This window comes from Bradyrhizobium sp. BR 1432, from assembly GCF_051547705.1.
Lineage (GTDB): Bacteria > Pseudomonadota > Alphaproteobacteria > Rhizobiales > Xanthobacteraceae > Bradyrhizobium > Bradyrhizobium zhanjiangense.
Map to the genome: position 1 here is coordinate 3,985,246 of NZ_JBPUGF010000003.1, position 24,993 is coordinate 4,010,238.

The 24,993-nt window shown below is 64.0% G+C and carries 22 protein-coding genes and 2 pseudogenes; 8 read left to right on the plus strand and 16 right to left on the minus strand.

Going from position 1 to position 24,993, the window contains the following annotated elements:
• Nucleotides 1-7: 7 nt before the first annotated feature.
• The 11 genes and pseudogenes from ACSKB8_RS19205 to ACSKB8_RS19255 form a co-directional block, all read right to left on the minus strand.
• A complete protein-coding gene (locus ACSKB8_RS19205; RefSeq protein ID WP_128936488.1) occupies nucleotides 8-292 on the minus strand; it encodes a cupin domain-containing protein in 285 nt (94 codons plus the stop codon).
• A gap of 22 nt (nucleotides 293-314) precedes the next feature.
• Nucleotides 315-1,412 (minus strand): calcium:proton antiporter, encoded by a 1,098-nt coding sequence (locus ACSKB8_RS19210; RefSeq protein WP_438105685.1) that lies wholly within the window; start codon nucleotides 1,410-1,412, stop codon nucleotides 315-317.
• 49 nt (nucleotides 1,413-1,461) lie between these two features.
• The gene (locus ACSKB8_RS19215) at nucleotides 1,462-2,940 is read right to left on the minus strand and encodes a sodium:proton antiporter (RefSeq protein ID WP_438110586.1); all 1,479 of its coding nucleotides are present in this window, start codon (nucleotides 2,938-2,940) and stop codon (nucleotides 1,462-1,464) included.
• On the minus strand, nucleotides 2,894-3,691 hold the full coding sequence (locus tag ACSKB8_RS19220) for an alpha/beta hydrolase (protein WP_438105686.1): 798 nt from the start codon (nucleotides 3,689-3,691) through the stop codon (nucleotides 2,894-2,896). Before ACSKB8_RS19220 ends, ACSKB8_RS19215 begins: the two co-directional genes overlap by 47 nt.
• A gap of 171 nt (nucleotides 3,692-3,862) precedes the next feature.
• Nucleotides 3,863-5,260 (minus strand): NAD(P)(+) transhydrogenase (Re/Si-specific) subunit beta, encoded by a 1,398-nt coding sequence (locus ACSKB8_RS19225; RefSeq protein WP_438105688.1) that lies wholly within the window; start codon nucleotides 5,258-5,260, stop codon nucleotides 3,863-3,865.
• 39 nt (nucleotides 5,261-5,299) lie between these two features.
• A complete protein-coding gene (locus ACSKB8_RS19230) occupies nucleotides 5,300-5,617 on the minus strand; it encodes a proton-translocating transhydrogenase family protein (RefSeq protein ID WP_091888212.1) in 318 nt (105 codons plus the stop codon).
• A gap of 11 nt (nucleotides 5,618-5,628) precedes the next feature.
• Nucleotides 5,629-6,755, minus strand: a pseudogene (locus tag ACSKB8_RS19235) (Re/Si-specific NAD(P)(+) transhydrogenase subunit alpha).
• 140 nt (nucleotides 6,756-6,895) lie between these two features.
• Nucleotides 6,896-7,048: an aa3-type cytochrome c oxidase subunit IV gene (locus ACSKB8_RS19240; protein ID WP_008136857.1), complete on the minus strand. Its 153-nt coding sequence runs from the start codon at nucleotides 7,046-7,048 to the stop codon at nucleotides 6,896-6,898.
• A 96-nt stretch (nucleotides 7,049-7,144) separates the two neighbouring features.
• Nucleotides 7,145-7,531, minus strand: coding sequence for a type II toxin-antitoxin system death-on-curing family toxin (locus tag ACSKB8_RS19245; RefSeq protein ID WP_438105691.1), 387 nt, complete (start codon nucleotides 7,529-7,531; stop codon nucleotides 7,145-7,147).
• A complete protein-coding gene (locus tag ACSKB8_RS19250; RefSeq protein WP_438105693.1) occupies nucleotides 7,528-7,794 on the minus strand; it encodes an AbrB/MazE/SpoVT family DNA-binding domain-containing protein in 267 nt (88 codons plus the stop codon). The genes ACSKB8_RS19245 and ACSKB8_RS19250 overlap by 4 nt, the downstream gene beginning before the upstream one ends.
• A 105-nt stretch (nucleotides 7,795-7,899) precedes the next feature.
• Nucleotides 7,900-9,852, minus strand: a complete 1,953-nt coding sequence (locus ACSKB8_RS19255; protein WP_438105695.1) for a M3 family oligoendopeptidase — start codon at nucleotides 9,850-9,852, stop codon at nucleotides 7,900-7,902.
• A gap of 127 nt (nucleotides 9,853-9,979) precedes the next feature.
• On the opposite strand from ACSKB8_RS19255, the gene ACSKB8_RS19260 reads away from it, so the two are divergent.
• From ACSKB8_RS19260 to ACSKB8_RS19275, 4 genes are all read left to right on the plus strand, one after another.
• Entirely contained in the window at nucleotides 9,980-11,476 is a 1,497-nt protein-coding gene (locus ACSKB8_RS19260) for a sigma-54-dependent transcriptional regulator (protein WP_438105696.1), read from the plus strand.
• 347 nt (nucleotides 11,477-11,823) lie between these two features.
• Nucleotides 11,824-14,007 carry a L,D-transpeptidase family protein gene (locus tag ACSKB8_RS19265; protein ID WP_438105698.1) on the plus strand — a complete coding sequence of 728 codons (2,184 nt, stop codon included), beginning with the start codon at nucleotides 11,824-11,826 and terminating at the stop codon, nucleotides 14,005-14,007.
• Nucleotides 14,008-14,383: 376 nt separating this feature from the next.
• A complete protein-coding gene (locus ACSKB8_RS19270; protein ID WP_438105699.1) occupies nucleotides 14,384-15,736 on the plus strand; it encodes a DUF882 domain-containing protein in 1,353 nt (450 codons plus the stop codon).
• A gap of 742 nt (nucleotides 15,737-16,478) precedes the next feature.
• The gene (locus ACSKB8_RS19275) at nucleotides 16,479-17,435 is read left to right on the plus strand and encodes a hypothetical protein (protein ID WP_438105701.1); all 957 of its coding nucleotides are present in this window, start codon (nucleotides 16,479-16,481) and stop codon (nucleotides 17,433-17,435) included.
• Between the two features lie 13 nt (nucleotides 17,436-17,448).
• Here the strand turns inward: ACSKB8_RS19275 and ACSKB8_RS19280 are convergent, their stop codons facing one another.
• From ACSKB8_RS19280 to ACSKB8_RS19290, 3 genes are all read right to left on the minus strand, one after another.
• Nucleotides 17,449-18,027, minus strand: a complete 579-nt coding sequence (locus ACSKB8_RS19280) for a MarR family winged helix-turn-helix transcriptional regulator (RefSeq protein ID WP_128936219.1) — start codon at nucleotides 18,025-18,027, stop codon at nucleotides 17,449-17,451.
• A 174-nt stretch (nucleotides 18,028-18,201) separates the two neighbouring features.
• Entirely contained in the window at nucleotides 18,202-18,342 is a 141-nt protein-coding gene (locus ACSKB8_RS19285) for a hypothetical protein (protein ID WP_438105703.1), read from the minus strand.
• A gap of 198 nt (nucleotides 18,343-18,540) precedes the next feature.
• A complete protein-coding gene (locus ACSKB8_RS19290) occupies nucleotides 18,541-19,386 on the minus strand; it encodes an SDR family oxidoreductase (RefSeq protein ID WP_438105705.1) in 846 nt (281 codons plus the stop codon).
• A gap of 149 nt (nucleotides 19,387-19,535) precedes the next feature.
• Here ACSKB8_RS19290 and ACSKB8_RS19295 point away from each other — a divergent pair, with 149 nt between their 5' ends.
• Complete coding sequence (locus tag ACSKB8_RS19295; RefSeq protein WP_438105706.1) at nucleotides 19,536-20,252, plus strand: HAD family hydrolase; 717 nt, start codon at nucleotides 19,536-19,538, stop codon at nucleotides 20,250-20,252.
• A gap of 66 nt (nucleotides 20,253-20,318) precedes the next feature.
• Here ACSKB8_RS19295 and ACSKB8_RS19300 read toward each other — a convergent pair whose 3' ends face one another.
• Together ACSKB8_RS19300 and ACSKB8_RS19305 are read right to left on the minus strand one after the other, a co-directional pair.
• Nucleotides 20,319-20,726: a nuclear transport factor 2 family protein gene (locus tag ACSKB8_RS19300; protein ID WP_128936216.1), complete on the minus strand. Its 408-nt coding sequence runs from the start codon at nucleotides 20,724-20,726 to the stop codon at nucleotides 20,319-20,321.
• An 85-nt stretch (nucleotides 20,727-20,811) separates the two neighbouring features.
• Nucleotides 20,812-22,296 carry a mannitol dehydrogenase family protein gene (locus ACSKB8_RS19305; RefSeq protein WP_438105708.1) on the minus strand — a complete coding sequence of 495 codons (1,485 nt, stop codon included), beginning with the start codon at nucleotides 22,294-22,296 and terminating at the stop codon, nucleotides 20,812-20,814.
• Nucleotides 22,297-22,440: 144 nt separating this feature from the next.
• Here ACSKB8_RS19305 and ACSKB8_RS19310 point away from each other — a divergent pair, with 144 nt between their 5' ends.
• The 3 genes and pseudogenes from ACSKB8_RS19310 to ACSKB8_RS19320 all read left to right on the plus strand — a co-directional run bounded on the left by ACSKB8_RS19310 (nucleotide 22,441) and on the right by ACSKB8_RS19320 (nucleotide 24,993).
• Nucleotides 22,441-23,253 carry a FadR/GntR family transcriptional regulator gene (locus ACSKB8_RS19310; protein WP_438105710.1) on the plus strand — a complete coding sequence of 271 codons (813 nt, stop codon included), beginning with the start codon at nucleotides 22,441-22,443 and terminating at the stop codon, nucleotides 23,251-23,253.
• A gap of 70 nt (nucleotides 23,254-23,323) precedes the next feature.
• Nucleotides 23,324-24,300 (plus strand): annotated as a pseudogene (locus ACSKB8_RS19315) (sialic acid TRAP transporter substrate-binding protein SiaP).
• A gap of 114 nt (nucleotides 24,301-24,414) precedes the next feature.
• Nucleotides 24,415-24,993 (plus strand): TRAP transporter small permease, encoded by a 579-nt coding sequence (locus ACSKB8_RS19320; protein ID WP_438105712.1) that lies wholly within the window; start codon nucleotides 24,415-24,417, stop codon nucleotides 24,991-24,993.

The following is a 24,993-nucleotide window of genomic DNA, read 5'->3' on the forward strand; positions in this document are numbered from 1 at the left end:
CGCCAACTTACGGTTTCAGCTCGATTTCAAGGAACACGATCTCGGTTGAGGTTTCGTTAAGTACGTCATGCTGGACGCCGGCTTTGCGGAAATAGGATTTGCCGGCCGCAAGCTGCGCCTTGGACCTCTCGCCGCCGGGCGCCACGATGGTCATTTCCCCGGCCACCACGGGAACAATCACATAGTCCATGCCGTGGGTGTGGTGCCCGGTGGCGCTCCCCGGCGCAAGCCGCCACTCGGTCACACGAACCTGCTCGTTGTCGACCTGAACCTCGGACCTGGCGGCAAGCATCGGGAACTCTCCTTATCGCGCCTCAGGGCACGAAGACCATGAACACGTAGACGGCAAATACCACCATATGGACCAGTCCGAACAGGACGTTGGTCCTGCCCGTGCCGAAGGTCAGCATGCTCAGGAAGAAGGTCAGGAGCAAAAGCACGCTGCCCTGGGCGTTGAGGCCGAGCTCGAGCTCCTTGTCGAGCGCGTAGGTGGCAACGCCGACGGCCGGGATGGTCAGCCCGATGGTTGCCAGCGACGACCCGAGCGCAAGGTTGATGCTCTTCTGGAGGTCGTTCCTGCGGGCCGCCGAAACGGCCGCGACGCCTTCCGGCATCAGGATCAGGAGGGCGACCAGAAGTCCGGTAAAGGCCGGCGGCGCACCGATCTTGGCCGCGACGGCGTCGACCACCAGCGAAAACTTCTTGGCGAGCAGCACGACCGCCAGTAGCGCAATCAGCAGCAGCACGACGCTGAGCACCAACATCCGGCCCGATAGAAGCGCTCCACCGCTGCCGCCGTCCGCGCGCTCGTGAACGAAGTAATCCTTGTGCAAGACGGTCTGGGTGTAGAGAAACACCCCGTACAGCGCGAGCGTGACCACGTCGACGAAGCCGAGCTGAACCGCCGAATAGACCGGCCCGGGCGTGGTGGTGGTGTAGTTCGGCAGAATCAGCGTGATGGTTGCCAGCGCGAACAGCACGCTGAGATAGACGTTGGCGCCGGAGAGCTGAAAGCCCTGCTCGCGATAGCGCAGGCCGCCGATGAAGATGCAGAGCCCGACGAGGCCGTTGCAGACGATCATGACCACGGCGAACACGGTGTCGCGCGCAAGTTCCGGCGCGGGCTTGTCGCCCAGCATGATCGTGGTGATCAGCGCCACCTCGATGATGGTCACCGACAGCGTCAGCACCAGCGTGCCATAGGGTTCGCCAACCCGCTCCGCGATCACCTCGGCATGATGAACCGCAGCGAATACCGTGCCGAACAGGATGACCAAAAGGACAATGGCGAAGACGAGCCCGCCCAGCGACAGCGTGAACACGTAGTCCGTCGCGCTGACGGCCGCGAACAACAGCACCGCCAGCGCCGGGAAGATCCAGGCCGACCGGGGCATCGGACTATGCGCGCTCATCCACCGCTTCCATTTGCTCGAATGAGCAGTAGCAAATCAGGCGCGAGATTCAATGCCAGTGCAGGATCGGCGCGACCGGCAGCAGTGTCAGCAGCAGGAACAGCGGGATCAGCACGGCGCCGGCGCGCAAGAGATAGCCGAAGAAGCTCGGCATCTCGACGCCGTTCTCGCTGGCGATGCTGCTCACCATGAAGTTCGGCGCGTTGCCGATATAGGTGAGCGCGCCCATGTAGACCGCGCCCATGGAGATCGAGGCGAGCGTGCCCGAGAGCTCATGCATCAGCGCTTGCGGGTCGCCGCCGGCGAGCTCGAAGAACAACAGATAGGTCGGCGCATTGTCGAGGAACGCGGACATCAGGCCGGTGAACCAGAAATAGGCGACCTCGCGCGGCACACCGTCCGGCGCCGTCACAGCCGACAACAGCCAGGCGAAGGCGCCGTGATGGCCGGCATTGAGCATGGCAATGACCGGGATGATCGCGACAAAGATCCCCGCGAACAGTTTCGCGACCTCGCGGATCGGCTCCCAGGTGAAGCCGTTGGCCAGCCTGTGCTCGTCCGGCGTCAGCCACACCGACAGCGCCGCAATGGCCAGCAGCACCGAATTGCGGACGACGTCCTCCAGGTCCAGCTTGGTGCCGAGAATGTCGAACGCCACGCCGGGCTTCCACATCGCCGACGCCAGCAGGCTCACGACGATGGCCGCAATCAGCACCAAATCGACGAGGCCGCGGATGCGCGGCGGCTCCCCGCGGCCGGCTTCGCCGAGCGGCGGCTCGCTACGAAAGCGCCAGACATCAATGACGACGAAGATCGCGAGCAGCAGTCCGGCGACGATTGCGGTCTGCAACCAGATGGTCCGCGTGGTCCAGAAGAAGTCGATGCCGTGCAGGAAACCGACGAAGAGCGGGGGATCGCCAAGTGGACTTAGCGTGCCGCCGACATTGGCGACCAGGATGATGAAGAAGATGATGACATGGGCGTTGTGACGCCGCAGCCGATTGGCGCGAATCAGGGGACGGATCAGGATCATCGCGGCACCCGTGGTGCCGACAATGCTCGCACCCAATGTGCCGAGCGCGAGGATGCCGACATTGGTCGCTGGCGTCGCCTTGATGTCGCCGGTGATGAGAATGCCGCCGGCCACGACATAGAGCGAGAAAAGGAGCACGATGAAGCCGAGATATTCGGCGAGCATGGCGTGGACGAGCGCCGCCAGTGTTGCCATGCTGCCGGCAAACACGACAAGCGCGGCGAGTGCCAGCAGCGACCAGGCCGCGGCGATCTTGCCGTAGTGATGATGCCAGAATTTTGGAAACAGCAGCGGCCCCAATGCGATCGACAGCAACAGGCCGGCAAAGGGCAGCGCATAGGGCCAGCGCATCGCAGCACCATCGAGCCCGGTCGCGGCCCATGCGTGTTGCGGCGACAGCATGAGGATCGCGGCGAAGGCCAGGCTCCAGGGCCACGTGACGAGCCGTTTAGGATTCAATGAAGCGCCTTGCCGTTTCGATCGCACCGAAAGCATCGAGATTGTCATGTCCGCCGCCCGCGAAGCGAACGAACTGCTTCGGTTCATGTGCGAGCGCGAACAGACGCTCTCCGAACACGATCGAAATGGCAAGGTCATTGGTGCCATGCATCACCAGGAGCGGCACCGTGACGCGCGTGATGCGCTGGTCGGAATGGAACGGATCGCGCATCAGCAGGCGCACCGGAACGAACCAGAATGACGACGCTGCGACGTCGACCGTCGACGTATAGGGGGCTTCCAGGATGAGTTTTCCAACATGATGCTCCGAGGCGAGCGCAACCGCCGCGCCCGTCCCGAGCGAAAAGCCCCAGGCGATGATTCGTTCCGCCGCGTAGCGCGCGATCGTGAAAGCGTAGGCGGCTGCGGCATCGCGCAGCAGGCCTTCTTCGCTCGGCGCACCGCTCGAGCCGGCGTAGCCGCGATAGGACAGCGCGACGAGGCCGGTGCCGTCAGCCGTCATCGCCCTGAAGCGGCTGACGCGGCCGGCGAGAAAATCGCCATTGCCTGGAAAATACAGGATCACGGGACGGCCGGGCTTCGCCGGCACGTGCCAGACGATGACCTTCTCACCGTCCGACGTGGTCAGGATGTGCTCTTCCGCCTCGGGAAGGCCCGCGGCATCGGGGGCGGTGCGACCGACGGGCGGGATCGGAAACAGCATCTCGCGCTGCCGGACAAACAGCACGAGGAGACCGGCGCAATAGACGGTCACGAGCAGGATGGCGATCCACTTGACGATGGTCATGATGCGCGGCCGGCCTTTCGGCTCAGGGCTTGCGACGGCTCCGCAGCAATTTCATGACATCGGGCCGGAGGCTGGCCGGAACATCGCGGCAGCCGCACGCCGCCTTGTGGGCGGCATGCGATGGGACCAGTGCCATTCCTTGTTGATGGCCACGGTCCGTTTACTTCCGCGCTACATCGCCTTGACGATGTTCTCGGTGACCTTCTTGGCGTCGCCGAGCAGCATCATGGTGTTGTCGCGATAGAACAGCGGATTGTCGATGCCGGCATAGCCGGAGGCGAGCGAGCGCTTGATGAACATCACGGTGCCGGCCTTCCAGACCTGGAGCACGGGCATGCCGTAGATCGGCGAGGTCTTGTCCTCTTCCGCCGCCGGATTGGTGACGTCGTTGGCGCCGATCACGAAGGCGATGTCGGCCTGCGCGAACTCGGAGTTGATGTCCTCCAGCTCGAACACCTCGTCATAGGGCACGTTGGCTTCGGCGAGCAGCACGTTCATGTGGCCGGGCATGCGGCCGGCGACCGGGTGAATGGCGTATTTCACCTCGACGCCTTCCTTCTTCAGCATGTCCGCCATCTCGCGCAGCGCATGCTGGGCCTGCGCCACCGCCATGCCGTAGCCGGGCACGATGATGACCTTTGAGGCGTTCTTCATGATGAAGGCGGCATCGTCGGCCGAGCCGAGCTTGGCGGGCTTCTGCTCGCCTGTAGCCCCGCCGGCGGCGGCGGTCTCGCCGCCGAAGCCGCCGAGGATGACCGAGATGAAGGACCGGTTCATCGCATGGCACATGATGTAGGACAGGATCGCGCCCGAGGAGCCGACCAGCGCGCCGGTGATGATCAGCGCGGAATTGCCGAGCGTGAAGCCGATGCCGGCGGCGGCCCAGCCGGAGTAGGAGTTCAGCATCGAGATTACGACCGGCATGTCGGCGCCGCCGATCGGGATGATCATGAGCACGCCGAGCGCCAGCGCCAGGATGGTGATCATCCAGAAGTCGAACGCGCCGCCGGTGAGGACCAGGCGGACGATGAAGAACACCAGCGCCACGGCGAGTGCGATATTGATGATGTGGCGGGCGGGCAGGATGATCGGCGCGCCGCTCATCCGTGCCGACAGCTTCAGGAACGCGATCACCGAGCCGGTGAAGGTCAGCGCGCCGATGGCGACGCCGAGCGACATCTCGACCAGGCTCTGGGTGTGGATGTTACCGGGCGTGCCGATGTCGAAGGCTTCGGGCGCGTAGAACGCGCCGGCGGCGACCAGCACGGCAGCCATGCCGACCAGCGAGTGGAAGGCGGCGACTAGTTCCGGCATCGAGGTCATCGGCACGCGGCGGGCGATCACCGCGCCGACACCGCCGCCGATGGCGACCGCGAGGATGACGAGCACCCACGCCACGCCGTCCGCCGGCGGATGGCTTGCGAGCGTGGTGGCGACCGCGATCGCCATGCCGATCATGCCGAACAGATTGCCCTGGCGCGACGATGCCGGGCTCGACAGCCCGCGCAGCGACAGGATGAACAGCACCCCCGCCACGAGATACAAGAATGCAGAGAGATTGGCGCTCATCTCAGGTCCCCATTAATCCCTTCAGCCCGAGGTGGCCGCTTACTTCGACTTCTTCTTGTACATCGCCAGCATGCGCTGGGTGACAAGGAAGCCGCCAAAAATGTTCACGCAGGCGAAGATGAGCGCGACGAAGCCGAAGCCGCGCGCCCAGCCCGAGCCGCTCGAAACCATGCCGACGCCGACCGCGAGCAGCGCGCCGACCACGATCACCGAGGAGATCGCGTTGGTCACGCTCATCAGCGGCGTGTGCAGCGCCGGCGTCACCGACCACACCACGAAATAGCCGACGAAGACGGCGAGAACGAAGATCGACAGCCGAAAGATGAAGGGGTCGACGACCTGTGCAACATGCTCCATGGCGGCTCTCCTTAAACCTTCGGCTGGAAGTTCGGGTGGATCACGGCGCCGTCTTTCGTGAGCGCAGTGGCCTTGACGAGTTCGTCGTCCCAGTTGACGGCGAGCTTCTGCTCTTCTTGTCGACCATGGTCTCGATGAAGGAGAACAGATTGCGGGCATAGAGGCTGGAGGCCGAGGCCGCGACGCGCCCGGCGACGTTGGTGTAGCCGACGATCTTGATGCCATCGAAGTCGACGACCTCGCCGGCCCTGGCGCCCTCGACATTGCCGCCGCGCTCGACGGCGAGATCGACCAGCACCGAGCCCGGCTTCATCGACTTGACCATGTCAGCGCTGACGAGCTTCGGCGCCGGCCGGCCCGGAATCAGCGCGGTGGTGATCACGATGTCCTGCTTCTTGATGTGCTCGGCGGTGAGCGCGGCCTGCTTGGCCTGATATTCCTTGGACATCTCCTTGGCGTAGCCGCCGGCCGTCTGGGCGTTCTTGAACTCCTCGTCCTCGACGGCAAGGAATTTCGCACCGAGCGACTCGACCTGCTCCTTGGTGGCAGGCCGCACGTCGGTCGCGGTCACGACGGCGCCGAGACGACGCGCGGTCGCGATCGCCTGGAGGCCGGCGACGCCGACGCCCATCACGAACACCTTGGCCGCGGGCACGGTGCCAGCCGCCGTCATCATCATCGGGAAGGCGCGGCCGAAGGCCTCGGCACCCTCGATCACGGCACGATAGCCGGCAAGATTGGCTTGCGAGGACAGCACGTCCATCACCTGCGCGCGCGTGATACGCGGCATCAATTCCATCGCGAAGGCGGAGACGCCGGCATCGGCCATCGTCTTCAGCGAGGCTTCGTTGCCGTAGGGATCCATGATGGCGATGACGAGCGCGCCGCGCTTGTATTGTGAAAGCTCCGACGCCTCGGGACGCTTCACCTTGATGATGATATCGGCGTCCTTGAGCGCGTCAGCGCTGACAGTGGCGCCCACGGCGGTGAATTCGGAATCCGGCAGGCCTGACTTGATGCCGGCGCCCGGCTCGACGGCGATCTCGGCACCGAGCGCCTTAAACTTCTTCACCGTATCAGGCGAAGCGGCGACCCGCGGCTCGAGTGGATCGATTTCCTTGGCAACGGCGATCTTCATAGGTCCTCCGGCGGCGCGGGACAGCGCACGCGCAAACTAAGCGTAACTCCCGCTGCGTTCGATACCGGTTCTGGGACCGGTTTGTATGCAAGTATTCTGGGCAGCTGCTGCCGCTGGCGTGTGCAGCTACCGAAGACGGATCAGGTCAGGAAAATCGCCATCAGGATCACGATGAGCGCGACCGAGGCCGTGCCGTACTTCACCAGCTTGATGAAGCCCTCATAGGTCTGCTCGTGCGCAACGTAGTCGTTGCCGTCGGCGGTGGTGTACGCCACTTCGCTATGGTCAGCCATGGATGTCCCCAGTCGAAAGTCGAATTCTGGGGCTGGGATACCGCAAACTTTCGGGCAGGGCAACGGCACGCGGGCGCGGTTTTTCCGCAAATCAGGTCATTTGGAATTCCAATTGTCGCGGATCCAGCGCGTGAGGCCCTGCTCGCCGACTTCGCCCGCAGCGAGCGAGAGGATAATCGCGGCCGCTTCCGCCTCGGGCACGATGAAGTCGATGCTGTTCACGCCGAGAAATGTGTACAGCGCAAGGAGTGACACGCGCTTGTTGCCGTCAACGAACGGACGGTTGCGTGCAATGCCGAAAGCGTAAGCGGCCGCCAACTCAGCGAGATCGGCGTTCTCAGAAGACCATTTGTTCCTCGGCTGATCGAGCGCAGGGTCCAGCATACCCTCATCTCGCAAGCCACTTGCGCCGCCATGGATCACGAGCTGCTCGTCGTGGATCGCAATGATCATTCGACGCGTCAGCCAGAACGGCTCGCTCATTTGGCCAGCTCGGCGAGGGCGTTGTGATAACGCTTGATGCCTCGCCGCGCGACTTCCATCGCTTTTTCAAAATCAGGATCATGAGGCGTCAGCAAGATCCCACCGTCCGGTTGCTCGACCGGGAACAGTTTGTCGCCCTCTCTGAGATTCAGACGAGCAGCAAGCTCCTTCGGCAGGATAACGCCGATCGAATTTCCGATCTTGCGCACCTGAAGCACGGTGGAGGCGCTCTTCAAATCCTTCGGATCCGCGTTCTCGCCCATAGCCGCACCTCATTGCTCGTTATACGTTTGTATAACATCTTTGCGACCTACCGTTCAACAAATGTTTTACGCTTTCCTTGCCTACAAATGAGGCAGGCTCGCGCCTCAGCCCATCGCCTCCAGCTCGTTGATCATCCCGGCGATGACGCTGAGCCCGCCGTCCCAGAACTTCGGGTCCTTCGCGTCGAGCCCGAATGGCCGCAGCAGCTCGGAATAGTGCTTGGTGCCGCCCGCGGCGAGCATGTCGAGATAGCGCTCGGCAAAGCCCTCGGCCGCATGCTCGTAGACCGCATAAAGCGAGTTCACGAGACAATCGCCGAACGCATAGGCGTAGACATAGAACGGCGAGTGGATGAAGTGCGGGATATACATCCAGTAGTTCTCGTAGCCCGCCTTGATCTCGATCGCGGGCCCCAGGCTCTCGCCCTGCACCGACAGCCAGATCTCGCCGAGCCGCGTCGCGGTGAGCTCGCCGTTCTTGCGCTCGGTATGGACCGCGCGTTCGAACGAATAGAACGCGATCTGCCGCACCACGGTATTGATCATGTCCTCGACTTTGCCGGCGAGCAGCGCCTGGCGCTGTTTTGCATTCTTGGTCTGGGCAAGGAGCCGCTTGAACGTGAGCATTTCGCCGAACACGCTCGCGGTCTCCGCCAGCGTCAGCGGCGTCGGCGCCATCAGCGCGCCGTTCTTCGCCGCCAGCACCTGATGCACGCCATGGCCGAGCTCATGCGCCAGCGTCATCACGTCGCGCGGCTTGCCCTGGTAGTTCATCAGCACGTAAGGGTGCGCCGACGGCGTGGTCGGATGCGAGAACGCGCCCGGCACCTTGCCCGGCCGCACCGGTGCGTCGATCCAGCGGTCGGTGAAGAAGCGCTCCGCGATGTCGGCCATCTTAGGCGAGAAGCCGCGATAGGCCGTCAGCACCATGTTCCGCGCATCGGGCCAGCCAATGACGTCGGTCGCGGCAAAGGGCAGCGGCGCGTTGCGGTCCCAATAAGCGAGCCGCTTCTTGCCGAACCACTTCGCCTTCAGCGCGTAGTAGCGATGCGACAGCTTTGGATAGGCAGCGTGCACGGAAGCGACCAGCGCATCCACCACCTCGCGCTCGACGCGGTTGTTGAGGTGGCGGGAATCCGCGACGTCCTGAAAACCGCGCCAGCGGTCGGAGATGTCCTTGTCCTTCGCGAGCGTGTTGGTGATTAGCGCAAAGGTGCGCTCATTGGCCTTGAAGGTTTTGGCCAGCGCCTCCGCTGCGCTCTTGCGCTTGGCGCCGTCGCGGTCCTGCAACAGATTGAGCGTCGGCTCGATCGCGAGCTCTTTTGCGCCGACCTTAAAGCGCAGGCTCGAGATGGTCTGGTCGAACAGCCTGTTGAAGGCGGAATAGCCGGTCTGCGCCTTCTCCAGGAAGAGCTGCTCGAGCTTGTCGTCGAGTTGGTAGGGCTTCTCCTTGCGCAAATCCTCGATCCAGGGACGATAGTGCGCGAGCTCGGCGGCCTGCATCGCGCGGTTCAAAATATCGTCATCGATCCGATTGAGCTCGAGCGCGAAGAACAGAAGATGCGTCGACGCCGCCGTCAGGCGCTCGGACACGTCGCCGTAAAACTTTGAAAACGCAGGGTCCACGCTGTCGCCGGCATGGACCAGGCCGGCATAGGAGCCGAGGCGGCCGGCGAGGTCGTCGATTGCCTCATAGCGTCGCACGGCTTCCGCGAGCCATTTTCCGCCATCTTCGTTTGCTGTCCCTGTCGCGAGCTTGCCCTTGTAGTCGGTCTCGAACGCGACGCAATCGGCATCCATCTTTTCGAGATCGCGCGCCACTTCCGGCGCATCGATCCCGGAATAGAGATCGGTCAGGTTCCACTCCGGAAGCTTGCCGGTCTTGCTCGCAGGCTTTGCGGGTGAAGATTTGGCGAGTGAAGGCTTGGCGGACGAAGGCCTGGAGGACTTTGCTTTGGCGGCGGATTTCCTGGTGCTCGGCTTGCGGGGAGCGGGCTTGCTGGAAGCGGCCTTCTTGAGAGCAGACTTTTTGAGAGCGGGCTTGGAGCGCGAATTCATTGTGTGGGAAACCTGTGTTCAACAGTCGCGACGGCGGGCGTGGGCATCAAGGTTTAAGAGTGCGTTAATCGGCTTCGGCCAGAGTGCCCCGATTCGAGACAGATAGTTGTAGCGTGCAGGGAACACCATGGCTGCCAGTATTTTGATCGCCGACGACGACGCTGTAGCCCGCCGGCTGGTCGAAAACATGGTGCAGAAATGCGGCTATGAGACGATCGTCGTGGAGTCCGGCGACGCTGCGATCGCCGCGCTCACCGCTCCCGACGCTCCGGCCATCGACGGCGCCATCCTCGATCTCGTGATGCCCGGCCTCGACGGCATGGGCGTGCTGGCGAAAATCCGCGAAGCCGGCCTCAGCATCCCCGTCATCGTGCAGACCGCGCATGGCGGCATCGACAACGTGATCTCGGCGATGCGTGCCGGCGCGGCCGATTTCGTCGTCAAGCCGGTCGGCCTGGAGCGGCTTCAGGTTTCGCTGCGCAACGCGCTCAACGCCTCCGCGCTCAAGGGCGAATTGCAGCGCATCCGTCACAGCCGCGAGGGCCGGCTGACCTTCTCCGACATCATCACCCGCTCCGAGGCGATGGCGGGCGTGATGCGCGCCGCGCAGAAGGCGGCGAACTCCTCGATTCCCGTGCTGATCGAGGGCGAGTCCGGCGTCGGCAAGGAGATGTTCGCGCGCGCCATCCATGGCAGCGGCGAGCGCAAGGCAAAACCTTTTGTCGCCGTGAATTGCGGCGCGATTCCCGACAACCTCGTCGAGTCCATCCTGTTCGGCCACGAGAAGGGCGCCTTCACCGGCGCCACCGAGCGGCACATGGGCAAGTTCGTCGAGGCCCATGGCGGCACGCTGTTCCTGGACGAGGTCAGCGAGTTGCCGCTGACCGCGCAGGTCGAGCTGTTGCGCGCGCTTCAGGAAGGCGCGGTCGAGGCGGTCGGCGGCCGCAAGCCCGTCAAGGTCGACGTGCGCATCATCTCCGCGACCAACCGCAAGCTCCTGGAGCGGGTGAAACAGGGACACTTCCGGGAAGATCTGTTCTATCGCCTGCACGTGCTGCCGCTGACGATCCCGTCGCTGCGCGCCCGGCGCGAGGACATTCCGCATCTGCTGCGGCATTTCCTGGCGCGCTTTGCCGCCGAGGAGAACCGCCCCATCACCCGCATCAGCGGCGAGGCGGTGGCGCACCTCGCCCAGCTCGACTGGCCCGGCAACATCCGTCAGCTCGAAAACGCGGTCTACCGCGCGGTGGTGATGAGCGACGGCGACCAGCTTGGCCTCGGCGATTTCCCCCTGCTCGCCTCGCAGCCGCATCCCGCAGCCGACATTCCGACTGCGCCATTGCTGCTCGAGCCGATCGCGGCGCCTTCCTTGGTATCGGGTAACGAAATACCAATCGCTCCCCTCCCGTCAGCGGGAGCTCTCTCCATGCTGACCGCGAGCGGCGATGTCCGCCCGCTGGAGGACATGGAGAACGAAATCATCCGCTTCGCGATCTCGCATTATCGCGGGCAGATGTCCGAAGTCGCCCGCCGCCTCAAAATCGGTCGGTCCACGCTCTACCGCAAACTCGACGAAGCAGGCGTGCCTGGCCATGGCGGGAAAAGCGACGAGGAGACGCACTGAGCCGTATCTGAACAGCGGCTTGGCCGATGTTGCGACGAGGCCGCAAGCCCTTCGCATTTCGGCGAAATTTGGCCGCGACGTGAACCGTGACCTGGAAGTGACAGACACAGGGAAAAGCGCGTGGGGCAAGCGCATAATCCGTTGCCAAAGAGGCTGCCTTGACGTCAGTTTGTCGTGAGTTGTCCCGGGTAGCGCTGGCCGCAAAAGCGGGGCCTGTATATCGTCTGCGTATGAATCGTTGCGTGCAGGCGTGCGACATTCGAGAGGCCGGCGCGGTTTAGCCGAAGATTTAGAGACGATAACGAAGCTGTTCCACGAGGGACAGTTCACCCGAGGGGTGTGACACAATGCGTGACTGTTTGAACCACCGTGCAGGCTTTGACCGTGTCTTGATGACGGTCGCGGCGACCTTCCTCACGGTGTCGGCCAGCTCAGCCCTGGCGCAGGATCAGACGCGCAGCAGCGCCGCCGAGCTCGCGATCGAAGCCGCGATCCCGCGCCCCGAGCCGGCCGACGTCCCGCCTCCGACCGCTTCCGACATCAAGCTCGACACCACCGCCACCATCCCGGACTCTGCGAAAGAGCCCGTGAAGGCCGAAGTCGCACCGGCGCCCGACAAGGTCGAGACCAAGCCTTCCGACGTTGCCACCTCGCCCGCCACCGAGGCGCCGAAGAACGAGACGGCCAAGACCGAACCCGCGAAGACCGAACCCGCGAACACAGAACCCGCCAAGGCCGACACTGCGACGGCGCCTGCGGCACCTGCTGCGACTCCGGCCGCCGAGCCGGTGAAGGCCGCGAGCAACGTTCCCGCTGCCGACCAGCCGGTCGCCGACAAGCTCAGGGACATCATCGGCGCCAAGACCTCGCGCAATTTCGACCGCAAGAACGAGCGCGCCGCGATCGAGAAGTTTTACGGTGCGCGCGATTTCGCGCCGGTCTGGACACAAGGCGGCAGCCTGACCGCTGCGGCCAAGGGCGTCATCGCGCGGCTGAAGGATGCAGCCTCCGACGGCCTCAACCCCGCCGACTATCCGGTGCCGGATTTCGCCACCGCCACCACGCCCGATGCGCTCGCCGATGCCGAATTGAAGCTCACCGCCAGCATGTTCGACTATGCGCGGCAGGCCCAGAGTGGCCGCATGCACTGGTCGCAGGTCAGCGGCGACATCCTCTATCCCGAACATCCGGTCGACCCGAACGAGGTGCTCGCCAAGGTCACGACCGCGACGGACGCCTCCGCGGCGCTCGACAGCTACAATCCGCCGCACAAGCTCTACAAGGAGCTGAAGGCCAAGCTCGCGGAACTGCGCGGCCAGGGCAACGGCCCCGCGATCGAGATCGCCGACGGTCCGGCGCTGAAATACACCCCGGCCGGCAAGAAGCAGGCCGAGATCGTCGTGGAAGATCCGCGCGTGCCGCAGCTGCGCGCCAAGCTCGGCATCACCGAGAACGCGAACGACACCCGCTATGATGCGGTGGTCGCCGACGCCGTGCGCAAATTCCAGAGCGGTGCCGAGATGAAGGCGACCGGCATCCTCGACGACAAGACCGTCAAGGCGCTCAACACCCCCAAGCGCGACAAGCAGATCGACGTGGTGCTGGTGAACATGGAGCGCTGGCGCTGGCTGCCGCGCGACCTCGGCGCGCCCGCGCTGGGCGATGCCTATGTCATCCTCAACATTCCCGACTACACGCTGAAGGTGATGCAGCGCGGCCAGCAGGTCTGGACCACACGCGTCGTCACCGGCAAGCCTGGCACGCATGCCACCCCGCTGCTCAGCGAGACGATGAAGTACATCACGGTCAATCCGACCTGGAACGTGCCGCCGTCGATCGTCTACAACGAATATCTGCCGGCGCTTCAGCAGGACCCGACCGTGCTTCAGCGCATGGGCCTCAAGCTCGAGCAGAACCGCGACGGCTCGGTGCACATCTCGCAGCCGCCGGGTGAAGCCAATGCGCTCGGCCGCATCCGCTTCAATTTCCCGAACAAGTTCCTGGTCTATCAGCACGACACGCCGGACAAGCATCTGTTCGCCAAGGAAGATCGCGCCTTCAGCCATGGCTGCATGCGCGTGCAGAACCCGGATCAGTACGCGTCCGTGCTGCTCAACATCACCATGCCGAGCGACAAGTACACGCCGGAGCGCGTGCGCAGCATGTACGGCAAGAGCGAGATCGACCTGAAATTCCCGACCCCGATCCCGGTCAACATCACCTATCAGACCGCCTTCGTGGATGACGCCGGCAAGCTGCAATTCCGCAAGGACGTCTATGGCCGCGACGCAACCATGATCAACATCCTGAAGAACAATCGCGGCAAGGACCTCGAGGCTATCGTGGCGCATTCCCAGCCGAGCTATTCGCGCCCGGCGACGACGCTCCCCTCAGGCGTCGCGGTGGCCAACAATGGCGGCGGCTTCGGCTCATCCGGCCCGAACTTCTTCGAGCGGCTGTTCGGAGCGCCGGCCCCGACCCAGCCGCCAGCGCCAGTCGGCCGTCGTCCGCAGCGGGTGTTTACCCGCTGAGCCCGGCTGGGCGCCTGGTTCACAAGAATTCCGCAATGAAATCAGCGGCCCCGCCCTCTGGATGGGGGGCGCTTGACGTTAACCGTTCTCCAGCCGGGCCCCAGAGAGCGGGCGTTTTTTTGCCACAGTCAACCGTTTAGGATCGTATTCTGACTTGGTTTGGGGGCGGGAAGGTCAACCTCGAATTAACCTTCTCGCTTTAAGAAAGCGTTCACCCTCTTTCGCGCTGCTAACGGGGTTGGCGGGAGAGTCCATTTTGAACGCTCGTCGACTGGGTGGGCTCATACGTGCTGACTGGTCTCGCACGCCAATTCGCTGTGCTGTCGTTGTCCCATGCGGGAGTGAAGGCCGGATCCGGATCGGCCTCGCTTCCGTATTGCTGCTTGCCGCCGCAGGTTCGGTTCATGACGCCGCCGCGCTGAACGAAACCAAGACGCTCTCCTTCCATCACACCCATTCCGGCGAAGACCTCACCGTCACCTTCAAGCGCGACGGCCGCTATGACGAAGCCGCGCTGAAGCAGCTCAACCACTTCCTGCGCGACTGGCGCACCCAGGACGAGACCGTCATGGACCGTCGCCTGTTCGACATCCTCTGGGAAGTCTATCGCGACGTCGACGGCAAGCAGCCGATCCAGATCATCTCCTCCTACCGCTCCCCCGCCACCAACGCCATGCTCCGCCGCCGCTCCTCCGGTGTGGCGCGCTTCAGCCAGCACATGCTGGGCCATGCGATGGACTTCTATATCCCGGGCGTGCCGTTGGAGCAGATCCGCTTCGCCGGTCTGCGGCTCCAGCGCGGCGGCGTCGGCTTCTATCCGACTTCCGGCTCGCCCTTCGTGCATCTGGACACCGGTAGCATCCGGCACTGGCCGCGCATGACGCATGACCAGCTCGCCCGTGTCTTCCCGGATGGAAAAACGGTGCATCTGCCGACCGATGGCGTTCCGCTGAAGGGCTACGAGCTCGCCAGGGCCGAGATCGAGCGACGCGGCAGCGGCGACGATTCCGGCAGCAAGACGAATTTCTTCGCCGCCTTGTTCAAGGGCAAGTCGTCAGCTCCGGCCGCCAGCAGCAGCGACGAGGATGACGAGGGCGCACCGGCCGCGGCCGCGAAACCGTCCGCGCCGACCGTGGTCGCCGCCGCTGCCAAACCCGCCGAGCCGGTGCCGACGCCGCGCGCCAAGCCGCAAATGGCCGCAACGCTCCAGCTCGCCTCGGCCGATGCGCAGATCGTTGCGCCGCCCAAGCCGAAGCCCGCGCCCGTGGCTGACAAGCCAGCGGCCGGCAAGCCCGAGACCCCGGCCGACATCATCAATGCCCGCGGCTTCTGGGATGATATCCCGGCTGCGCCGCAGCAGGCGACGCCGGCGCAGGTCGCCGCGTTGAAGGCCCGCCAGGCGCTCGCCGCCGCCACCGATCCGCAAGCCACCGCGAGCGTCTCCAGCGCGGCTTATCAGGCGCTGGCCTTTGCGCCGGCATCCGCCTCGCCGGTCGATCGCGCCAACGTCGTCGCCGCCTTCACTCGCAGATTGCAGCCAGTCCCAGAATTCTCCGGAGGAGAACCCGATCGACGATACACCTTCGCGAACGAGCCCTCCGACGTAGCTGTTCGCGACGCTCTCGCGATCATCAACGATAATATACATCAGTCTTTCGCCCCTGTTTCGCACTTGTTGCGCGCCCGGTTGGTTATTGTGATGCCCCGGCTCGGCAACGATGCTGTTTGACGACATTCCTTCCCGCGTATCGTTGTTATGGTTCCGATATTCGCGGGCAGCCCTACGCATTCAGTGCCTGCGTCTCGCAGGCCTGCTACTTCGACTCGATACTGAACGCTTACTGCGTGAGGCTCGGCGGGTGTCTGACGGATCACCTCGCGGAGCGGATTGAGAAACGACCTAGAACAGTTGCGCCAAGTTGCTCATCGCGTCCGAACACTACTGAACTGTGTCGATCTCCTCGCCAACTGACGAGAATCACTTGATTAGGACCGTAACGATTGCCCATTTCCGATCAAGCGTGCGCCACAAAGCGATTGCTACGTGTGCTTGATGCTGTTGGTTCGTTTCGAGTTGTTTCTTGGTATATTCAAACGTATCAGTTGATTTGGATGTTGAACTAGTTTTGCGCCGTGGCATTCCTAAAGTTCCGCATCCCCGTATAATTACAGCCGTTTTGGGTGATGCTGCTCGTCATGCAAATTGAGGGGTTTTCAACCCGGGATTGACCCCCATCACCCCGTTTCCACATGCGACAATTCGACTCATGTACAGCGGCGAGACTCCAGCTTGGCGAAATCTTGGCGAGGGTGTGTCTTTCGAGTCGCACTCTTGCCACGTGCATGACGTGTTCGACTCATCTGACGTCGCATCGCGCGCCATGAAAAGTTTTTCGGTGCGCACGGTTCAGGCAAGCTTCGACACATAACGTTGCCGTTCGACAGATCGAACCGAACGGAGCATTTCCAAAATGTTGTCCGATGGACAAGCTCGTCCCAACGCGAGCGCTGATGTTTCCGCGGCGGCGAAGCCGGCGCCAGAGGCGCGCGATACAAAGGACAATGCGGCACGAACAACCAAGCCCGCAGCGAACGCAAAGCGTGTCTCGGCTGCGGCGAGCGATGAAGCTTTGGCGAAAGAAGCGCTCGAGGGGCTGAAGCGTATTCGCGCCAAGGCGCGCCTCGACAAGATGGCGATACCGAAACCGGCCCCGACCGTGATCAAGCCGGCCGTGATCGTGGCCAAGCCGCCGCCGCCGCGCCCGACATGGGTCGCGCCGCTCGCGACACTGGCGGTCGCCGCCATTCTGGTGGTCTGCGCCTGCACCGGCGTGATCGCCTATCTCACCACCACGCAGCCCGTCCAGAGCAACGTTGCGGCCAACACGGAGATCAGGAATCTGCGCGAGACGGTCGCGCAACTGCGCAAGCAGGTGTCGGGCGTGTCCGAAAATCTCGACGGCCTGCGTACCGCGGTCGATCAATCCAGCAAGGCGACCAATGACCGCTTCGGCAGGTTTGCCGAGAACCTCGACCGCATCGAGCGGGTGAGCTCGTCCTCCACAGTGAAGCTCGACAAGCTCGCCCAAGGACAGGCGCAGGTACAGGCCCAGGCTCCGGCGCCGGCAACTGTGGCATCGCAGCCGCCGTCATCGCAGGCAATGCCGATGATGGCTTCGGTCGCTGCGCCCGAGGTCACGGGCTCGCTTGCTCCGTCGGCGCCGCGCAAGGTGATCAAGGGCTGGTCGGTCCGCCAGGCCTATGAGGGAATTGCGATCCTGCAAAGCCCGAACGGCGTCATCGAGGCCGTGCTGGGACAGCAGGTACCCGGGCTCGGCCGTATCGAGGACATCAGGAACGAGAACGGGCGTCTGGTGGTGGAGTCCAGCGGAGGTGTCGTCTATTCGTCGCGCAAGGCAACGCCCTGATCGATGGAGTCTTCTATTGGCGGTGATGCTCGAAGCTGGTGCATAGCAGATCGACTTCCGCCTCCGCGATCGGTGCGCGAAACAGGCGACAGCTGAACTCCACCGTCGTCTTGCTGTCCGTGGCAGTGCGATCTTCCCGGAGGAAGATGCATCGCCTGCAAATGTCGGTGTGGTGCCGCTGCTCGGCTGCGTCCGACTGATCCAGCACGTGCCGCAACGTGTCGCGAAAGCGGATCTTGACGTCGTCGTCGAGGACGGCAATCGCCTCGACGAGAACGGTGACCGGGTCGCGCACCAGGAACTTCTTGCCCTGCTGCGTCACGCTCAGCATCACCGAGCGCTTGTCCTTGGCCGAGCGCTTCCGCTCGAGATAGCCGAGCCGCTCCAGCTCGCCGATGATGAATGAGGCGGTGCCGCGCGTGGTGCCGACGTAACTCGCCAGCGCCGAAGGCGTCCGGGAGAACGGGTTGGCGCGAGAGAGGAAGCGCAGCGCCATCCACTCGCGGTCGCGCAATCCGTGCTTGGTGCCTTCGAACCACAGGATTCGCGCGACCTGCTCCAACAGTTCAATCGATTCGCGAGCCAAATTCATTTCAATTCCAGGTCGGATAAAGCTTTATTCAATTGAGCCCTGAGTAAGCGCAATCTGGGTGGACGAGAATGAAGCACTCGGGCGATCCTTCGTCCTGGCCGGACGGCAGTTCGCGCCAGGGAAGACCCTTCTCCGGTTTCCGGAGATGGAACTTCCGGCCGTGGAACTAGGGCGTCACAAAGAAACTTCGAGTAAATCGCTCGGCTCAACTCCTCTGAAAATTTCATTCAAATCACGACGGCTCGCGCTTGGATTGACGACGATGTGCGATGACTGAGCAACATGATGTGTCGCTCCGGCCATGATGACGCCCATTTGTTGCAACGGAGCGCATCGATTTGCGCGAGGGCGCGGATCGTTGGCGGCTTCTCCCGGATGGACCGCGGCGGAAGAACCGCAGTTTTCGGTTAATGGATATCGCGCCGCAACGCGGCCAAGCAGTTAAATCCGGCACACGATCAGATCCGGAAAAGCCTGGCGAGCCGATACCGGGATTCCCGTCGCTCAGGAGCCCTATCGTCCTTCGCCTGCGCGCCATAGCGCATCGAGGCCGTGCCGATAGGTCGGGCAGGCGAGCGTGACGCCGAGCTCGCGCTTCAACTTCGCGTTGGAGACCCGGGCGCTGCTGGCATAGAAGCTGCGGGCCATCGCCGACATCTCGGCGGTCGCGAACGCTTCTTCGGGCGGCGGTGCAACGCCCATCAGCTGCGCGGCGTAGGCGATCACGTCCTGCGGCGGCGCAGGCTCGTCGTCGCACACGTTCCAGGTGCCGCCTCGGTGATGAATCGCGGCCATGATCGCGGTCGCGATGTCGTCGACGTGGATGCGGTTGAAGACCTGTCCCGGCTTGATGATGCGCCGGGCCGTTCCCGCCCGTAGCGTCACGAGCGCGTTGCGGCCGGGGCCGTAGATGCCGGCAAGTCGCAGGACCGCGGCATCGCCGCCTGACGCATCCGTCCAGGCTTGCTCCGCTGCGATCCGCATTTGCGTGCGCTCGAGCGCAGCCTGCGGCGGCGTGCTCTCGTCGACCCACCCGCCTGCGTGATCGCCATATACGCCGATTGTGGAGAGATAGACGACCTTGCGGCGGCCCGCTGCCAGCACATTGCCGAACGCCCCAAGCGCGGGATCGCCGGCACCGCCGGGCGGGATCGAGACGAGAAGGACGTCGGCGTCGCTGATGCGTTCAGCCGTGGTGCGATCCGGATCACGCCCGGAAAAGGGATGCACCTCGACGCCGGCGAGATCATGCCGCTGGGTGGGATCGCGTACGGTGCCGGCGACGTGCGAGAAGGCGCCGCCGAACCTGCGGACGAAGTGCCTGGCGCTATAGCCGAAGCCAAGAATGAAGAGCCGCATGCGTCTGCCGTGCTGGTCGGAGTTCCCGTCGCGCCGCCGCGCGCCTCTCCGCTCATAAGAGATTTTTGGGGCCGGCAAAAGATATTGCGATTTGTCTCACCTGCGGCCTCGGGCGATGGTCACCCGGGCGTCAGGGGAGATCATCGATCATGCAGGCAGAAGCACCCGCCGCAGTAGCATGCGATGCCGCCGAGCTGATCCGGCGCGCCGCCGCGCTGATCTTCGATGTCGACGGCACGCTTGCCGAAACCGAGGAGCTGCATCGGCAGGCCTTCAATCACGCCTTCTCGCGCCACGGGCTCGGCTGGGAGTGGGACCGCGCCGTCTACAAGGACCTGCTGCGGGTGACTGGGGGCAAGGAACGCATGCGCGCCTACCATGCAAGGCTGCGGATCGCCCAGCCATTGGCGGACGCGGATATCGCGCAGCTTCACCGCATCAAGACCGCCCATTATGCCGAGCTGGTCGAGACCGGCTGCTGCCCCTTACGGCCCGGCGTGGCGGAGCTGCTCGCCGCGGCGAGGGAGCGCGGCCAGCGGCTCGCGATCGCGACCACCACTTCGCACGGCAATATCGACGCGCTGCTCTCGCAGGCGCTGGGGACGGGCTGGGCCGGGGATTTCGACGCGATCGTTGCCGGCGACGATGTGCGGCATAAGAAGCCGGCGCCGGACGTCTATCTCGAGGTCCTGGCGCGGCTGAAGCTGATTGCGCACGACTGCGTTGCGATCGAAGACTCCGCCAATGGCCTGATCGCAGCCTCACGTGCCGGCATACCGGTTCTGGTCACGCGCAGCATGTTCTTCCGGGACGATGATTTCAGCCATGCGCGGGTGGTGCTGGACGATTTGTCGGGGCTTGGATGAGGCGCCAAACAAAAAGTCGCAAAACAACCCCATGCACAGTAGATCACGCCGGCGTGATCGCCATCTTCAGTGGACCCGGTGGCTCGGGCTATCCTCCTCAGCCTGCTCGACAATCTGCGCGATCGGGCTCGACTGGTGATGCACCAGGCGCCAGCCGTCGCCGACGCGGCGGAAATGGTTCGATGCGGCCAAGGCGGTGCCGTCGACAATCTCGATGCAGAGCACGCGCGCGCTGTCGCCGTCGATGATCGCCTGCGGCTCGGCGCAGGCGATCTGCGGCCGCTCCGGGTTCTGCAGGATGTCGCGCCAACTTCCGATCACGGTGGCCCGCCCGATGATGGCTGGCCAGCCGGGGTGGATGCAGGAAATGGCGTCATCATCCGCCCACATCCGCTCCATTTCGTCGAAATTGCCGGTCGAAAAGGCGGCGTAGAAGGCCGCGTTCGCGGCGATGACCTTGCTGTCCTTTGCCATGGCTCTCGGGTGGGCCAAGGACAGTCAAAAATCAAGCGCGACTTCCGTCAATTTTGACCGCAGTGCAGCATGGCCCGCTTCGTGATCACGCCGGGACGTGCGTCGCCACCGCCCGCCGCGCGCCATCCCTGTAGAGACGGCCGAGCGCTGCGGTGACCGCCTCGCGCAGGCGTGGCTCGGCGCCAAGAGGTCCGAACACCTTCGCGACGGCGAGCAATGCGGGCGCGAGCCGTTCGGCGACAGGACCTGCCTCGCGCGCCAATGCGGCGAATTCGCCGGCGAGCGGGTCGCGCACGTCGATGGCGCGGCCCTGCTCGTCGAGGCCGGTGACGTAGCGTATCCAGCCGGCGACCGCGAGCGCATGGGTTGCGATCGGCAAATCCTTGCGCAGGCGATCCTGCATCGCGCCGAGCAGGCGCTGCGGCAGCTTTTGCGAACCATCCATCGCGATCTGCCAGGTGCGGTGGTGAAGTGCAGGATTGGCGAAGCGCTTGAGCAGCGAGGCGCGATAGGCGGCAAGGTCGGTACCTGAAGGCATTGTCAGCGTCACCGCGGCCTCTTCCATCACCTGCGCGGCGAGGTGCGCGAAATGCGGGTCCTGCATGGTGTCGGCGATGGTCTCGTAGCCTGAGAGATAGCCGAGATAGGCCAGCGCCGAATGGCTGGCATTGAGCAGCCGCAGCTTCATCAGCTCGAACGGCTTGACGTCGCTGACGAGCTCGACGCCCGCGGCGGCGAGATCGGGCCGGCCCGCCGTGAAGCGGTCCTCGACCACCCATTGCGTGAACGGCTCGGTCATCACAGGCCAGGCGTCGTGAAAGCCCAGCGCGGATGACACCGCTTCCCGGTCGGCATCCGTGGTTTCCGGCACGATGCGGTCGACCATGGTCGAGGGGAAAGCGACCGCATCCGCGATCCACTTGCCGAGCTCCTTCGAGCGCAGCGCGGCGAACTGCGTCACGATCCGCTGCACGGTGTGGCCGTTGGCGGCGAGGTTGTCGCAGCACATCACGGTGAAGGGCGGAAGGCCCTGTGCGCGGCGGCGCGCCAGCGCAGCCACGATGAAGCCGGGCGCCGAGCGCGGCGCGTCGAAATTATTGAGATCGTGCACGATGTCGGGATGCCGCTCGTCGAGATCGCCGGTCTGCGGCGTGTGGCAATAGCCCTTCTCGGTGACGGTCAGGGAGACGATGCGAATGGCGGGATCGCCCATCCGCCCGACCAGCCGCGAAGGATTTTCGCGCGCGACGACACTGTCGAGCAGCGCGCCGATGACGCGGTGCTCGGTGCCTTCGGCCGAACGGATCGCAACGGTGTAGAGGTGGTCCTGTGGGGCGAGGGCATCGCGCGTATCCGGGCTGCGCAGGCTCGCGCCGACGATGCCCCAAGACGCGCTGCCTGCCGCAAGGCAATCGTCGATGACGACGGCCTGATGGGCGCGATGAAATGCGCCGAGACCAAGATGCACGATTCCGGGCGTGACGCGCGAGCGGTCATAGGCCGGGCGGCGGATGCGAGGTGACAGCCGGTCGAGATTGGCGCGGCCAAGGCGCGTCGAATTAAGGCGCATGGACGTCTCCCCTTTGCTTTGCCGCTGCTTGACATGGCGCCCGTCCTCGGTCAATGCTCCGGTCAATTGGTAAGACCAATTTTCCAAAATTGGCCGGTCGCGGGTGCTTGAGGTGCGTCGCGCGATCCTTTCGGGAGGACCAGCGTGCCGCTGGAAGCTGTGGAGGCGAGACGGCTCTATCGCCAGGTCGCCGATCAATTGCGAAGCCTGATCGACAGCGGCGAGTACGCGGTCGGCAGCCGCTTGCCGACCGAACGCGAGCTCGCCGAGCAGCTCAAGGTGTCGCGGCCGACGGTGCGCGAAGCCCTGATCGCGCTCGAGGTCGAAGGCCGCCTCCGCATCCGCGTCGGGTCCGGCATCTACGTGATCGAGCCCGCCGCCGTTGCGGCACCGGCACCCGCTTCCGTCATCGAAGGCCCGTTCGAGCTGCTGCGCGCCCGCGAATTCCTGGAAAGCGCCATCGCCGAACAGGCCGCGCGCGTGGCGACCAAGGACGATATCGCCCGCATCGATGCGTCCCTTGTCGCGATGGAGAATGTCGAGCATCCCGGCGAAGCCTCGATGGTCCACGACCGCGCGTTTCACGTCGCAATCGCCGGCAGCCTTGGCAACGCCGTCCTGGTGCGCGTGGTCGGCGAGCTGTTCGACCAACGCCTCAATCCCTATTTCGCGCAGCTTGCGCATTATTTCGAGAGCCCGGGCACGTGGCGCACGGCGCTCGACGAGCATCGCGCCGTGCGCGACGCGATCGTGGCGCATGATCCGGACGCCGCGCGCGATGCCATGCGCGTTCATCTGGCGCGCTCCCAGGAACGCTTTGCACAGAATTTTGGCGCCGAGAACGCGGCAGGATCGTCGTCCGGACGCGGCAGCACGGTGCGACCTGCGGCAAAACCGTCGAAACCGAAACATGCGCCGAAGACGCGGACTGCGAGCAGCCACGCGCGGCGGCGATGAGATTGGGCGGCCCGCATCCCTGTCGGCGCGGGCGAACAAGAAGCAGACTTGAACGATGGAGGAAAAGTCGATGTTGAAGAAGATGACGATTGCCGCGGCACTCTCCGCCGCTGCGCTGCTGGCTGCGACCAATGCAGGCATGGCGCAGACCAAGCTCGAAATGGGCCCATGTCTATGAGACCTCGGAGCCGTTCCACACCGCCTCGGTCTGGGCCGCGCAGGAGATCGGCAAGCGCACCAACGGGCGCTATCAGATCGAGGTCTATCCGGCCTCCCAGCTCGGCAAGGAGGCCGACATCAACCAGGGCCTGTCACTCGGCTCGGTCGACATCATCATCTCCGGCTCGAGCTTCGCGGCCAAGAGCTTCCCCGATCGGCGTGACCTACTATCCCTACACCTTCCGCGACGCCGATCATCTGCTCGCCTATACCAAGAGCGACATCTTCAAGGAGCTCGCCAAGGGCTATGAGGACAAGAGCGGCCACCACATCGTCGCGGTGACCTATTACGGCGTGCGCCAGACCTCGTCGAACAAGCCGATCAAGACCTGCGCCGACATGAAGGGCCTGAAGATCCGCGTGCCCGACGTGCCGGCCTATCTGGCAATGCCGCGCGCCTGCGGCGCCAACACCGCACCGATCGCGTTCGCCGAAGTCTATCTCGCGCTCCAGAACGGCACCGTCGAGGCGCAGGAGAATCCGCTGACGACGATCGAGGCCAAGAAGTTCTACGAGGTGCAGAAGCACATCGTGCTGACTGGCCATATCGTCGATCACCTCAACACGGTGGTGGCCGGCGCGCTGTGGAAGAAGCTCTCCGACGAGGACAAGAAGATCTTCACCGACGTGGCGCAGGAAGCCGCCGCCAAGGCCACCGGAGAGATCAAGCAGAACGAGGCCAAGCTGGTCGCCTTCTTCAAGGAGAAGGGCTTGAGCGTGACCGAGGTCGACAAGAACGAGTTCCGCGACACCGTGCTGAAGAACGTCGCGTTCGAGACCTTTGGTTATCGCAAGGCCGACTGGGAACGCATCCAGGCGGTGAAGTGACACGACTGTCGTTCCGGGGCGGCGCGTAAGCGCGGAATCCGGAATCTCGAGATTCCGGGTTCGGCTCTTCGAGCCGCCCCGGAATGACGATTGAGACGTTTGAGGAGTAACCCCATGTCGACCGCCGAAATACACCGGCAGATCACCGCGGACGAGATCGCCCACACCTTCGAGGAGGAGGCGACGCTGAAGGTCGATCTCGGCATCTACGCGTTCGAGGATTGGGTGGCGCTGGCGATCTTCTGGGTGATGGCGCTCGCCGTCTTCCTCCAGTTCTTCACCCGCTATGTGCTCAACGACAGCTACGCCTGGACCGAGGAGATCGCGACCTATTGCCTGATCGGCGTGGTCTTCATCGGCGCCGCGATGTGCGTGCGGCTGTCGCGGCACATCCAGGTCGATCTCGTCTATCGCTATCTGCCGCGGCCCGTGGGCCGTGCGCTGTCGACGGTGATCGACCTGATCCGGATCGCCTTCTTCGGCTACGCCACCAAGCTGGTCTGGGTCTACATCCAGATCATCGGCGACGAGCAGATGACCACGATCAACTTCCCCAAGAACTACGTCTATTACGCCGTTCTGCTTGGTTTCGTGCTGATGTTCCTTCGCGCGGTGCAGGCGGCGCTGCAACACTGGCGGCAGGGTTATTCGGTCCTCGAACGTCCCGGTGCCTACGACGGATCGGAGATATAA

Coding starts and splice junctions, on each gene's coding strand:
- ACSKB8_RS19250 (WP_438105693.1), bottom strand. CDS start 7,794: ATGGGCGAGAACGCGGATCCGAAGGATTTGAAGAGCGCCTCCACCGTG.
- ACSKB8_RS19225 (WP_438105688.1), bottom strand. CDS start 5,260: ATGAGCGCCAATCTCTCTGCATTCTTGTATCTCGTGGCGGGGGTGCTG.
- ACSKB8_RS19300 (WP_128936216.1), bottom strand. CDS start 20,726: ATGGCAAAGGACAGCAAGGTCATCGCCGCGAACGCGGCCTTCTACGCC.
- ACSKB8_RS19305 (WP_438105708.1), bottom strand. CDS start 22,296: ATGCGCCTTAATTCGACGCGCCTTGGCCGCGCCAATCTCGACCGGCTG.
- ACSKB8_RS19260 (WP_438105696.1), top strand. CDS start 9,980: ATGGCTGCCAGTATTTTGATCGCCGACGACGACGCTGTAGCCCGCCGG.
- ACSKB8_RS19220 (WP_438105686.1), bottom strand. CDS start 3,691: ATGACCATCGTCAAGTGGATCGCCATCCTGCTCGTGACCGTCTATTGC.
- ACSKB8_RS19290 (WP_438105705.1), bottom strand. CDS start 19,386: ATGCGGCTCTTCATTCTTGGCTTCGGCTATAGCGCCAGGCACTTCGTC.
- ACSKB8_RS19295 (WP_438105706.1), top strand. CDS start 19,536: ATGCAGGCAGAAGCACCCGCCGCAGTAGCATGCGATGCCGCCGAGCTG.
- ACSKB8_RS19210 (WP_438105685.1), bottom strand. CDS start 1,412: ATGAGCGCGCATAGTCCGATGCCCCGGTCGGCCTGGATCTTCCCGGCG.
- ACSKB8_RS19320 (WP_438105712.1), top strand. CDS start 24,415: ATGTCGACCGCCGAAATACACCGGCAGATCACCGCGGACGAGATCGCC.
- ACSKB8_RS19205 (WP_128936488.1), bottom strand. CDS start 292: ATGCTTGCCGCCAGGTCCGAGGTTCAGGTCGACAACGAGCAGGTTCGT.
- ACSKB8_RS19265 (WP_438105698.1), top strand. CDS start 11,824: ATGCGTGACTGTTTGAACCACCGTGCAGGCTTTGACCGTGTCTTGATG.
- ACSKB8_RS19230 (WP_091888212.1), bottom strand. CDS start 5,617: ATGGAGCATGTTGCACAGGTCGTCGACCCCTTCATCTTTCGGCTGTCG.
- ACSKB8_RS19215 (WP_438110586.1), bottom strand. CDS start 2,940: ATGCTTTCGGTGCGATCGAAACGGCAAGGCGCTTCATTGAATCCTAAA.
- ACSKB8_RS19245 (WP_438105691.1), bottom strand. CDS start 7,531: ATGAGCGAGCCGTTCTGGCTGACGCGTCGAATGATCATTGCGATCCAC.
- ACSKB8_RS19255 (WP_438105695.1), bottom strand. CDS start 9,852: ATGAATTCGCGCTCCAAGCCCGCTCTCAAAAAGTCTGCTCTCAAGAAG.
- ACSKB8_RS19285 (WP_438105703.1), bottom strand. CDS start 18,342: ATGGGCGTCATCATGGCCGGAGCGACACATCATGTTGCTCAGTCATCG.
- ACSKB8_RS19275 (WP_438105701.1), top strand. CDS start 16,479: ATGTTGTCCGATGGACAAGCTCGTCCCAACGCGAGCGCTGATGTTTCC.
- ACSKB8_RS19280 (WP_128936219.1), bottom strand. CDS start 18,027: ATGAATTTGGCTCGCGAATCGATTGAACTGTTGGAGCAGGTCGCGCGA.
- ACSKB8_RS19240 (WP_008136857.1), bottom strand. CDS start 7,048: ATGGCTGACCATAGCGAAGTGGCGTACACCACCGCCGACGGCAACGAC.